This window comes from Micromonospora sp. NPDC049201 (assembly GCF_055586805.1).
On the sequence record NZ_JBVJHM010000001.1, the window covers coordinates 871329 to 881985 of the forward strand.

The following is a 10657-nucleotide window of genomic DNA, read 5'->3' on the forward strand; positions in this document are numbered from 1 at the left end:
GTGACAGCGTGGGCGGATGCCCGCATCCTCCCCGGTCGACGTCGACCTCGCGCTGGTCGGCGGCGGCGGCGCCGCGTCGCTGGTCCTGGCCGCCCTGGACCGGCACGGGGTGACCGGCGTGCGGGTCGCGGTGGTCGACCCGGTCCGCAAGCGGGGCCAGGACCGCACCTGGGCGTTCTGGGGCTCGCCGGGCGGTGACCTGGAGCCGCTGTTGAGCGCGAGCTGGTCGCGGGTGGAGGTGGTCACCGCGGCGGGCCGCCGCGTCCTGCCGCTGGCACCGCTGCGGTACGCCATGGTCCGCTCCGCCCCGGTCTACGACCGGGCTGCCGAGGCGGAGCGGAGGCTGGACGCGGTCCGGATCGCCGCGCCGGCGGGGGAGCTGCGTGACGACGGGGAGCGGGTCACCGTGTGCGACCCGGCGGGGCGGGCGTTGGTGCGCGCCGGTTGGGTGTTGGACTCCCGGCCGCGCCCGCCGTCGCGGCCGGGGCGGACGAGCTGGTTGCAGCACTTCCGGGGCTGGTGGTTGGCGGCGGAGCGGCCGACGTTCGACCCGGGTCGGGCGGTGCTGATGGACTTCCGCACGCCGCAGCCGGCCCGCGGGGTGTCGTTCGGGTACGTGTTGCCGGTCGACGACCGGTTCGCGCTTGTCGAGTACACCGAGTTCGGGCCGGCGGTGCTCGACGACGCCGGCTACGACGCGGCGCTGCGCGGCTACGCCGGGCTGCTCGGGCTGGATCTGGGCGCGTTGCGGGTGCGGGAGGTGGAGAACGGGGTGATTCCGATGACGGACGGCCCGTTCGTGGTCCGGCCGAGCCGCCGGGTGGTGCGGTTGGGCACCGCCGGCGGCGCGACGCGCCCGTCCACCGGGTTCACGTTCTCCGCGATGCTGCGCCAGGCCGACCAGGTGGCCCGGGCGGTGGCGGCGGGCCGGCCGCCGGTGCCTCGGCCGGCGTACCCGGGGCGGCACCGGTGGATGGACGCGGTGGCGTTACGCGCGCTGGACCGGGGGCACGTGGCCGGGGTGGAGTTCTTCGACCGGCTGTTCGACCGCAACCCGGCGGAGCGGGTGCTGCGGTTCCTCGACGGCGTGACCACGCCGGCCGAGGATCTGGCGGTGATGCGGTCCAGCCCGCTGCTGCCGATGACCGGCGCGGTGCTCGGCGACGCCGCCGGGCGGCTACGCGCCCGGCTGCGCCCCGCTCAGGGTCTCGGTGACCCGGTCGCGCACCAGCGTCCGTAGCCGCTCCATCGGGTCGCCGTCGCCGGCGCCGAGCCGGTTGCGGACCGCCGCCACGGTCAACCCCAGTTCCGGGTACGCGAACGCGAGGCTGCCGCCGCTGCCGGCGGTGCCGAACGAGCCGTCGTCGTCGACCGCGTAGCCGAGCCCGAACGTGCTCTCCTGCCCGAACACCCACTCCTGGGCGCGGACGGCCGGCGCGGACACCGCGCGTAGCCGTTCGGGGGAGATCAGCCGGACGCCGTCGACGGGGCCGAGCAGCGCCGCGTACATCCGGGCGACCGCGCGGGCGCTCATGGTGCCGACCGAGGGCACGTCGGCGCGCAGCACGTCGGGGTCGCTGCCGGTCGTGGTGTCCGGGCGGACCGCGGGCGGGGCCACCGCGTCGAAGTGCGGCAGGTGCGCGCCGGCCCAGGTCATCAGCGCGGACAGGCCGGCGTCCTCCAGCCGGGCCAGCCGGGGCAGTTCCGCGTCCGGTACGCCGAGGAACAGTTCCCGGGTCACGCCGAGCGGCCCGGCCACCTCCTCGGCGAGCACCTGGGAGACCGGTCTGCCGGTGACCCGGCGGACCACCTCGCCGAGCAGCCAGCCCCACGTCCACGCGTGGTACGCCAGCCGCTCGCCGGGGGCCCACAGGGGTGTCGCGTCGGCGAGCAGGTCGCACATCCGGGACCAGTCGGTGAAGTCGGCGGGGGTGACGTCGGCTGGCAGCGCGGGCAGGCCGGCGGTGTGGGTGAGCACGTGCCGCAGCGTGATGCCGTCCTTGCCGTGCCGGGCGAACTCGGGCCACACCCGGGCCAGCGGCAGGTCCTCGTCGAGCCGGCCCTGTTCGGCCAGCACGTGCACCACGGTGGCGGTGAGGCCCTTGCCGGTGGAGACCGCGTGCACCGGCGTGTCGGCGGTCATCGGCCGGCCGGTGGCGGTGTCGGCGAGGCCGGCCTGCTCCTCGACGATCGGCGCGCCGTCGAGGTACGCGGCCACCTGCACGCCGGCCTCCCGCCCGGAGGTCACGAGGTTGTCGAGCGCGGTGCGCACCTCGGCCCGCAGGCCGTCCCAGCGACTGTCCACGATCAGCGAGCCTGCCAGAGCGTCGCGTCGCCGTCGTGCGGTTTTTCGTCGTCGGTGAGCAGCCGGGCGCGCAGCGCGGCGATGGTCTCCTCGCCCACCCCGAGCCGCCCGGTGACGTAGCCGTGGACCGAGCCGTGCGCCGTGGCCAGTTCGGCCAGCACCAGCCGGATGAGCGCCTCGGGCGCCCGCCCGTACGCGGGCCAGCGTGGCGTCGCGCCGCCGTTGCGGTCGCGCCACTCGGCGACCAGCCGCCCGGTGGCGTGTTCGGTGCGCGCGAAGTCCGCCGCGATCTGGTCGGTGTCCACGCCGAGCAGGGCGAGCACCAGCGCGGCCAGCAGCCCGGTGCGGTCCTTGCCGGACGCGCAGTGGAACACCAACGGGTGCGCGTCGTGCGCGATCACCTCCACCGCCCGGCGCAGCTCGACCACGCCGTCCTCGGCCACCTCGGCGTACCGGTCGGCCAGGTAGCGCCACGGGTCCACGTCGGGGTCGATGTCGGCCTGGACGTAGGTGCGGTGCTCGATGCTCAGGTTGTGCCAGGTGACGCCGAGGCTCTCCGGTGCCCGGCCGCGGTCGGCGATCTCCCACGGGTAGCGCAGGTCGATCACGGTGCGGACGCCGAGCGCCGCGAACCGGGCCAGGTCGTCGCCGGCGAGTTTGGCCAGGGAGTCGGAGCGGTAGAGCCGGCCGCGGGCCACGGTGCGACCGTCGTCGGTACGCCAGCCGCCGAGGTCTCGGAAGTTGCACAGGGTGCTGAACTCCAGGGGTGCGGTCATGGCTCCGCACGCTAGTCGGGCGACGCGCCGCGGGCGGGCCCCGCCGGAGCGCTGGGCGCGCGGGGCGGTCGGGCGGTCGGGTCGGGCGGCGTACCGGGTAGGTTGCCGGCATGGTGGAGGCGGAGAGCGGCCGGGTCGCGGAGATCTGGACCGACGGCGCGTGCAGCGGCAACCCCGGTCCGGGCGGCTGGGGCGCGCTGCTGCGCTGGGGCGGGCACGAGCGGGAGTTGTGCGGCGGCGAGGCCACGGCGACGACCAACAACCGGATGGAGCTGACCGCCGCGATCCGGGCGTTGGAGAGCCTGACCCGGCCGGTCACGGTGCGGCTGCACACCGACAGCACCTATGTGCGTAACGGCATCACCGGCTGGGTGGACGGGTGGAAGCGCAACGGTTGGCGTACCGCCGCGAAACAGCCGGTGAAGAACGCCGACCTGTGGCAGCGGCTGGAGGCCGCCTGCGTGCGCCACGACGTCACCTGGCTGTGGGTGAAGGGCCACAACGGGCACCCGGAGAACGAACGCGCCGACGCGCTTGCCAACCGGGGGATGACCGAGGCGCGGGCGGCCGGCGCACCGGCCGCCCCGCGTGCGGCTCAGCGCAGCGGCCGGCCCTCCTCGATCTCTTCCGGCTCGTCGGCCGGGTCGCCGGTGCCGGAGACCGCGTCGACGTCGTAGCCGGCGCGGCTCGTGTCCTGCGCCGAGCGGCGGTCCTCGGCGGGCAGGTCGGCGAAGTCGTCGCCGGTGTCGTTGGTGGTGTGCAGGGATTCGCCCGGCGGGCGTAGGGACGCCTCGTAGGCGGTGGCGCCGTCGGGTTCGTCGCCGGCGGCGCGGCCGAAGGACTCTTCACTGGTCATGTCGCACTCCTGCCCGCCCGCGGTGACGGCAAACGTTCAGCGGGCCGCGTCGGGGTGGGTCGGCATCGACGAGCCGCCCGAGCTGCTGCCGGACGCTCCGCCGGCCATCCCGGACCCGTCGTCCTCGGTCACCTCGTCCGGCGCCGGCGTGTCCGGGGCGGGGGCCGGCACGTCCGTGTCCGCCGCCACCTGCACCAGGCGGGCCTGGCCGGCGGCGTCCTCGGCGTGCGCCGGGTCGACGGGTTCCTCGCCGTCGCGTGCCCGATATCCCATCGCTCCGCCCCCCGCTCGCGTCGACCCGTGCCGCCGCCTACCCACCCCACCCCCACCAAAACCCCACCCCACCCCCGGTGATCAAAAGGTTCGCGTCGGCGTCGCGGGCGCCCGGTGACCCGAACTCCTTGATCACCGGGAGCGGCGGGGGGTGGGGCGGCGGCGGGATCGGTGGGTGGGGGTGGGGAGCGGGATGGGGGACCAGTGGGTGGGGCGGTGCAGGCCGGTGGGCAGGAGCGTGCGGTGGTCGCCGCGGGCGGCGTCGAGTTGGGACTGGTGCACGAACAGGCACCCGCTCAGGTCGGTGCCGCGCAGATCCGCCCCGCGCAGGTCGGCGCCGGTCAGGTCGGCGACGCCGAGCCGTACGCCGCGCAGGTCCGCGCCGATCAGCGTGGCGCCGCGCAGGTTCGCCCCGGCCAGCGCGGCGCGGCGCAGGTCGACGCCGATCAGCGTCGCGCCCCGCCGGTCAGGGCCGGCGCGGCCGGCCCGGGCCCGCTCGCCGGCGCTCGCCAGCAGCCGGTTGACCCGGCCCCGGTGGGCGTCGACGTCGACGGCGAGCAGGTCGTTGGGCGTGCCGTCGGTGAGCCGGCCCGTCTCGTCGAGCGTGGCGACCAGGTCGTCGCGCAGCGGGCCGGGTCGGGTGATCCGCACCGCCTCGGTCAGGTACCACAGCAGCTCGTGCAACGGCCGCAACACGGCGAACGTGTCGAACATCCGCCGCGCGGTGACCGGATCGGCCCGCCAGTCGCGGCCGGCGAACGTGCTCTGGGTGAGGTGCTGGCCGGCGCCGAAACAGTCGAACACGGTGCATCCGGGGAAGCCGCGTTCGCGTAGTTCGGAGTGGATGCCGCAGCGGGCGTCGGCGCGCAGGTTCGGGCAGGGCTGCCCGGCCGGTTTGTCGACGGCGAAGTCGGCCGAGGCGGCGAACGCCGGCGCGACGCAGCAGACCCCGGCGCAGCGTGCGCAGTCCGCCCGCAGTTCCCGGCCCACACCCGCGTCCGACCCTGCGGTCATCGCCACGCCCTCCCCGAATCCCCAGCTCCGCCCGCGCCCATTGTCCGCCCGTCCCCACCCGCCCGGACCGGCCCCCCTCGTGATCACGAGGGGGGCGGCGGCGAACGGGACGGCGGGCGCCGCCACGGTCACGACCGGCGCCGGCCGGGGCGCGGAATGGCTGATCGGGTGACAACCGTGGCCGTGATCCGTGGCAACGCATTGCAGAATCAGCGGCACGAATGGCTGAACGGTTGACAACCGGATAGCGCCGTTATTGCGCCGATGCATTCCGTAGGCCGGATCGTTGTCGATGTCCGACAACCGGAACGGCCGTTACCGTAACGATTCTTTTCACCGTTCCCACGCGCATTACCGTCAGGTGGCAGGGACGTTTTCCGCTCCCCGGGAGGATCCTCATGAGCGACCTTTCCCATCCGCCGTCGGTGGCCACACCCGTCGACCCGGCCGCTCCGGAACCGGTGGCCGGAACCGTCGCCGGCCGCCCGGAGATCGTCGGCCGGTCGCCCAACCAGCTCGCCTGGCTGCGGCTGAAGCGGGACCGCACGGCCCGGGCGAGCGCCGTGACGCTGGCCGTCGCCGCCGTGGTCGCGCTCGGCGCGCCGCTGCTGGGCCACCTCACCGGAATCGACCCCACAGACAAGTTCGTCGACCGGCTCAACGATTTCGGAATGCCGATCGGCTATGCCGGTGGGATCAACACCGACCATTGGCTCGGGTTGGAACCCGGTAGTGGCCGCGACATCGCGCTCCAGTTGGTGTACGGGCTGCGTACGTCGCTGTTCATCGCGTTCGCCTCGGCGCTGCTGGCCTCGGTCATCGGGGTCGCGGTCGGGGTGCTGGCCGGCTGGGCCCGGGGCTGGTTGGACAGCGTCGTCAACTGGCTGGTCGACCTCACGCTGGCGTTCCCGTTCCTCATCTTCGCGCTCGCGGTGATCCCGATCCTCCAGGACCGCTTCTACTCCGACCGGGAGTCCCCGTCACCGGCGTTCCGGGTGGCCCTGATCGTCGCCACCTTCGGGCTGTTCAGCTGGACGTACACCGCGCGGCTGGTCCGCGGGCAGGTGATCTCGCTGCGGGAGCGGGAGTTCGTCGAGGCGGCCCGCGCCGCCGGGGCCGGCACCGGGCACATCCTGCTGCGGCAGCTCCTGCCGAACATCTGGGCGCCGATCCTGGTCACCGTCTCGCTGATGGTGCCCCAGTTCATCGCCATCGAGGCGGCGCTGGCCTTCGTCAACATCGGCGTCACCGAACCCACGCCCGACCTGGGCCGCATGATCTTCAACAGCATCGGCTACGTCGCGAGCGACCCCTGGTACACCCTGTTCCCCGGGTTGACGATCTTCCTGCTGGTCCTGGCGTTCAACCTGCTCGGTGACGCGCTGCGCGACTCGCTGGATCCCCGCTCCACCCGGTAGTCCCACCCGGCCACCACATGCCCGGCCGGCGGGGGCCGCCGGGCAGGAAGGGAGCACTCCGTGCGTACCCGAACCCGGACACTGACCGGTGTCCTCGCCGCGGCGGCGCTGGTCGCCGCCGGTTGCAGCCCCACCACCGACGGCGGTGACGGCGCGGACCAGCAGACGAAGACCCAGAGCGGCTCGATCTCCTACCAGGCCGCCGACAACCAGGGCCCGGCGAGACCCGTCGACGGCGCCGCCCGGGGCGGCACGCTGACCGTCATGCAGCCGGCCGACTTCGAACACCTCGACCCGGCCCGCAACTACGTCAACACGCAACAGGTGACCGGCGGGCAGCTCTACCGGGCGCTCAACGGCTACAAGGAGGACGGCAGCGGCAAGCTGCTGCTCGTCGGCGACCTGGCGACCAACCCCGGCAAGGACGTCAACGACGACTGCAAGGTCTGGGAGTTCACCCTCCGTGACGGCGTCAAGTACGAGGACGGCTCGGCGGTGACCAGCAAGGACGTCGCCCACGGCATCGCCCGGTCGTTCGCGCCGGCGCTCAACGAGGGCCCGCACTACATCCAGCAGTGGCTCTACCCGGGCGGCGCCTACAACGCGAGCTACCAGGGACCGTACGACGGGGGCCGGCCGATGCCCGACGGCGTCGAGACCCCCGACGACAGGACGATCCGGTTCACGTTCCCGCAGCCGCACTGCGACCTGCCGTACGCCGCCGCGCTGCCCACCAGCGCGCCGGTGCCGACCGCCAAGGACACCCGGGCCAACTACGACCTGCGGCCGTTCTCGTCCGGCCCGTACCGGGTGAAGTCCTACCAGCGGGACGTGGCGCTGGAACTGGAACGCAACCCGCACTGGGACGCGGCGACCGACCCGATCCGCAACGCGTACCCGGACGCGATCCGGGTGACGTTCGGGCTGGAGCAGGCCCAGATCTCCGAACGGCTGGTCGCCGACGGGCCCGCCGACCAGACGGCGCTGAGCTGGGCCGACGTGCCGCCGTCCGTGCTGCCCCGCACCACCGGCTCCGGCGTCGCCGACCGGGTGGTCAAGGGCCCCACCCAGTACACCTGGGTGCTCAGCATCAACACCCAGCGCGTCACCGACCTGGCCGTGCGGCGGGCGCTCAACTACGCCGTGGACAAGGACGCGCTGCTCAAGGTGCTCGGCGGGCAGGCCGCCGGCTCCCCGGCCACCACGCTGATGTCACCGACCACCGCCGGCTTCCAGAAGTACGACCTGTTCAACGCGCCGGTCACCGGCGACCGGGCGAAGGTCGCCGAGCTGTTGGCCGGCAAGCGTCCCAAGCTGGTGCTCGCCCACTCCAACCTGGAGCTGCGCACCCAGCAGGCCGAGGCGTTGCGCAAGAACCTCACCGACATGGGGTTCGACATCGTGATGAAGCCGATCGACAACAGCAGCTACTACGACGAGATCGGCCGCCGGAACAACCCGTACGACATCTACCTCAGCGGCTGGGGCTCGGACTTCCCGTCCGGCTCGACGATCATCCCGCCGGTCTACGACGGCCGGGAGATCGTGGCCGAGGGCAACCAGAACCTGTCGTACCTGAACGAGCCGTCGATCGGCGCGGAGATCGACCGGGTCCGCAGCCGGCCCGCCGCCGAGCAGGACGCCGGCTGGATGGCCCTCGACCGCACCATCATGCAGGAGTACGCCCCGGTCGTGCCCTGCTACTACGACGCCACCTACGAACTGCACGGCTCCAAGGTCGGCAACGCCTTCCTCAGCGACGCGTTCGGCATCATCTCGCTCAACGGCATCCACGTGAAGCAGTGACCGTCGGCGGGGGCGGCCACACCGGCCGCCCCCGCCCCACCCGGGGGAGGTGTTTCCCGTGCTCCGTTTCGTGCTCCGGCGACTGCTCGTCGCCGTCCTGACCCTGGTCGTCGTCAGCCTGGTCACGTTCGGGCTGTTCTTCGCGGTGCCGAGCAGCCCGGCGAAGGTGATGTGCGGCAAGAACTGCACCGCCGCGGACATCGCCCAGGTCGAACAGCGGCTCGGCATCGACCGGCCGCTGCCCCGCCAGTACGCCGACTTCGTCCACGGCGTCTTCGCCGGCCGCACCTACGGCGAGGGCGACTTCCGGCAGGACTGCCCAGCGCCCTGCCTGGGCTTCTCGTTCCGCAACAACCAGCCGGTCACCGAGATCGTCGTCCAGCGTGCCCCGGTGACGTTCAGCATCGTCCTCGGCGGCGCCGTGCTGTGGCTGGCCCTCGGCATCTCGCTGGGCATGGTGTCGGCGCTGCGCCGCGGCACCGCGTTCGACCGGGCCGCCATCGGCATCACCCTCGCCGGGGCGTCCATGCAGGTCTACTTCTTCGGCCTGATCCTGCTCTACCTGCTCGTGTACTCCACCGGGCTGCTGCCGTTCCCCAGCTACACCCCGCTGACCGAGAACCCGGTCCGCTGGGCGGCCGGGCTGATCCTGCCCTGGATGACGTTGGGCTTCCTCAACTCGGCGCTCTACGCGCGCCTGTCCCGGGCGCAGATGCTGGAGACGCTGTCGGAGGACTTCGTCCGTACCGCCCGGGCGAAGGGACTGTCGGCGCGGCAGGTGCACACCCGGCACGCGCTACGGGCGGCGATCACCCCGATCGTCACCATCGCCGGGTTGGACATCGGCACCAGCCTCGGCGGCACCTTCATCACCGAGACCATCTTCGGTCTCCAGGGCCTCGGCAAGGCCACCGTGGAGGCGGTGCAGTTCCTCAACCTGCCGGTGGTGATGGCGACCGTGCTGCTGGCGGCCGTGTTCATCGTGGTCGCCAACATCGTCGTCGACGTGCTGTACGCGGTGATCGATCCGCGCGTCCGGTTGAGCTGAGCGGGAGGAATCGACATGGTCGAGCATCGGATGCCGCAGGACCCGTACCTGCGCGTCACGGATCTGCGGGTGCGGTTCGACACCGAGGACGGTGTGGTCAGGGCCGTGGACGGGGTGTCGTTCGCCGTGGAGCGGGGTCGCACGCTCGGGATCGTGGGGGAATCCGGCTCCGGCAAGAGCGTGACCTCGCTGGCGATCCTGGGTCTGCACAACGCGAGGCGGACGGTCATCTCCGGGGAGATCTCCGTCGGCGGGCGTCAGCTTGTCGGCCTGCCGGAGGATGAGGTGCGGCGGCTGCGCGGCCGGGACATGGCGATGGTGTTCCAGGATCCGTTGTCGGCGCTGCACCCGTACTACTCGGTGGGCAAGCAGATCGCGGAGGCGTACCGGGTGCACCACCCGAGGGCCGGGAAGCGGGAGGCCCGCAGCCGGGCCGTCGACATGCTGGACCGGGTCGGCATCCCGCAGCCGGCCAAGCGGTTCGAGCAGTACCCGCACGAGTTCTCGGGCGGGATGCGGCAGCGCGCGATGATCGCGATGGCGCTGGTCAACGACCCGGATCTGCTGATCGCCGACGAGCCGACGACGGCGTTGGACGTGACGGTGCAGGCGCAGATCCTGGACCTCCTCGCGGATCTCCAGGCGGAGTTCCGCTCGGCGATCGTGTTGATCACGCACGATCTGGGTGTGGTGTCGCAGGTGGCCGACGACGTCCTGGTGATGTACGGGGGGCGGGCGGTGGAGCACGGCGGCGTGGCGCGGGTGTTGCGGACGCCGCAGCATCCGTACACCTGGGGGTTGTTGTCGAGCGTGCCGTCTTTGCACGGTGACGCGGACGCGGACCTGGCGCCGATTTCCGGCAGTCCGCCGTCGTTGATCAATCTGCCGTCGGGGTGCGCGTTTCATCCGCGGTGCCGGTGGGCCGACGACCGTTCCCGCCTCGAGGTGCCCGGGTTGCGGGACGCCGGTGAGTCGGGGCACCTGGTCGCCTGTCATCTGTCGGCGGGGGACCGGGAGCGGATCTACCGCGACGAGGTCGCGCGGGTGGGGGTGGCCCGATGAGCGTCGAGACCGAGCCGTTGTTGTCGGTGCGGGGGCTGACGAAGCATTTCCCGGTGCGGGACGGGTTGCGTGGCAGGGGGGCGGTGCGGGCGGTCGACG

At 73.0% G+C, this 10657-nt stretch carries 11 protein-coding genes; 6 read left to right on the forward strand and 5 right to left on the reverse strand.

The features are described 5' to 3' along the window. Window positions 1-16 precede the first annotated feature (16 nt). On the forward strand, window positions 17-1240 hold the full coding sequence (locus ACZ6O5_RS03600; protein ID WP_465974296.1) for a lycopene cyclase family protein: 1224 nt from the start codon (window positions 17-19) through the stop codon (window positions 1238-1240). On the opposite strand, the gene ACZ6O5_RS03605 is transcribed toward ACZ6O5_RS03600, so the two are convergent. Then, the gene (locus ACZ6O5_RS03605; RefSeq protein ID WP_465974297.1) at window positions 1178-2305 is read right to left on the reverse strand and encodes a serine hydrolase domain-containing protein; all 1128 of its coding nucleotides are present in this window, start codon (window positions 2303-2305) and stop codon (window positions 1178-1180) included. The genes ACZ6O5_RS03600 and ACZ6O5_RS03605 overlap by 63 nt on opposite strands. A 2-nt stretch (window positions 2306-2307) precedes the next feature. After that, complete coding sequence (locus tag ACZ6O5_RS03610) at window positions 2308-3081, reverse strand: tyrosine-protein phosphatase (protein WP_465974298.1); 774 nt, start codon at window positions 3079-3081, stop codon at window positions 2308-2310. A gap of 110 nt (window positions 3082-3191) precedes the next feature. Between ACZ6O5_RS03610 and rnhA the strand changes: the two genes are divergently transcribed. Beyond that, window positions 3192-3758, forward strand: coding sequence for a ribonuclease HI (rnhA, locus tag ACZ6O5_RS03615; RefSeq protein ID WP_465974299.1), 567 nt, complete (start codon window positions 3192-3194; stop codon window positions 3756-3758). Here rnhA and ACZ6O5_RS03620 read toward each other — a convergent pair. The 3 genes from ACZ6O5_RS03620 to ACZ6O5_RS03630 form a co-directional block, all read right to left on the reverse strand. Then, complete coding sequence (locus tag ACZ6O5_RS03620) at window positions 3677-3937, reverse strand: hypothetical protein (RefSeq protein WP_107158031.1); 261 nt, start codon at window positions 3935-3937, stop codon at window positions 3677-3679. The genes rnhA and ACZ6O5_RS03620 overlap by 82 nt on opposite strands. A gap of 36 nt (window positions 3938-3973) precedes the next feature. Further along, window positions 3974-4210, reverse strand: coding sequence for a preprotein translocase YidC (locus ACZ6O5_RS03625; protein WP_281941412.1), 237 nt, complete (start codon window positions 4208-4210; stop codon window positions 3974-3976). A gap of 132 nt (window positions 4211-4342) precedes the next feature. Continuing rightward, complete coding sequence (locus ACZ6O5_RS03630) at window positions 4343-5224, reverse strand: pentapeptide repeat-containing protein (RefSeq protein ID WP_465974300.1); 882 nt, start codon at window positions 5222-5224, stop codon at window positions 4343-4345. A gap of 398 nt (window positions 5225-5622) precedes the next feature. Here ACZ6O5_RS03630 and ACZ6O5_RS03635 point away from each other — a divergent pair, with 398 nt between their 5' ends. The 4 genes from ACZ6O5_RS03635 to ACZ6O5_RS03650 are packed head-to-tail and all read left to right on the forward strand — an operon-like array spanning window position 5623 to window position 10558. Continuing rightward, window positions 5623-6642, forward strand: coding sequence for an ABC transporter permease (locus ACZ6O5_RS03635; RefSeq protein WP_465974301.1), 1020 nt, complete (start codon window positions 5623-5625; stop codon window positions 6640-6642). 60 nt (window positions 6643-6702) lie between these two features. Continuing rightward, window positions 6703-8448: an ABC transporter substrate-binding protein gene (locus tag ACZ6O5_RS03640; RefSeq protein ID WP_465974302.1), complete on the forward strand. Its 1746-nt coding sequence runs from the start codon at window positions 6703-6705 to the stop codon at window positions 8446-8448. A gap of 58 nt (window positions 8449-8506) precedes the next feature. Next, a complete protein-coding gene (locus ACZ6O5_RS03645; protein WP_465974303.1) occupies window positions 8507-9496 on the forward strand; it encodes an ABC transporter permease in 990 nt (329 codons plus the stop codon). A 15-nt stretch (window positions 9497-9511) separates the two neighbouring features. Beyond that, window positions 9512-10558, forward strand: a complete 1047-nt coding sequence (locus ACZ6O5_RS03650) for an ABC transporter ATP-binding protein (RefSeq protein WP_465974304.1) — start codon at window positions 9512-9514, stop codon at window positions 10556-10558. The last annotated feature ends 99 nt before the right edge of the window (window positions 10559-10657 follow it).

Bases quoted from the DNA above. Each gene is read 5' to 3' on its own strand.
- ACZ6O5_RS03600 (WP_465974296.1), top strand. From the start codon at position 17: ATGCCCGCATCCTCCCCGGTCGACGTCGACCTCGCGCTGGTCGGCGGC.
- ACZ6O5_RS03610 (WP_465974298.1), bottom strand. From the start codon at position 3,081: ATGACCGCACCCCTGGAGTTCAGCACCCTGTGCAACTTCCGAGACCTC.
- rnhA (WP_465974299.1), top strand. From the start codon at position 3,192: ATGGTGGAGGCGGAGAGCGGCCGGGTCGCGGAGATCTGGACCGACGGC.
- ACZ6O5_RS03620 (WP_107158031.1), bottom strand. From the start codon at position 3,937: ATGACCAGTGAAGAGTCCTTCGGCCGCGCCGCCGGCGACGAACCCGAC.
- ACZ6O5_RS03625 (WP_281941412.1), bottom strand. From the start codon at position 4,210: ATGGGATATCGGGCACGCGACGGCGAGGAACCCGTCGACCCGGCGCAC.
- ACZ6O5_RS03630 (WP_465974300.1), bottom strand. From the start codon at position 5,224: ATGACCGCAGGGTCGGACGCGGGTGTGGGCCGGGAACTGCGGGCGGAC.
- ACZ6O5_RS03635 (WP_465974301.1), top strand. From the start codon at position 5,623: ATGAGCGACCTTTCCCATCCGCCGTCGGTGGCCACACCCGTCGACCCG.
- ACZ6O5_RS03650 (WP_465974304.1), top strand. From the start codon at position 9,512: ATGGTCGAGCATCGGATGCCGCAGGACCCGTACCTGCGCGTCACGGAT.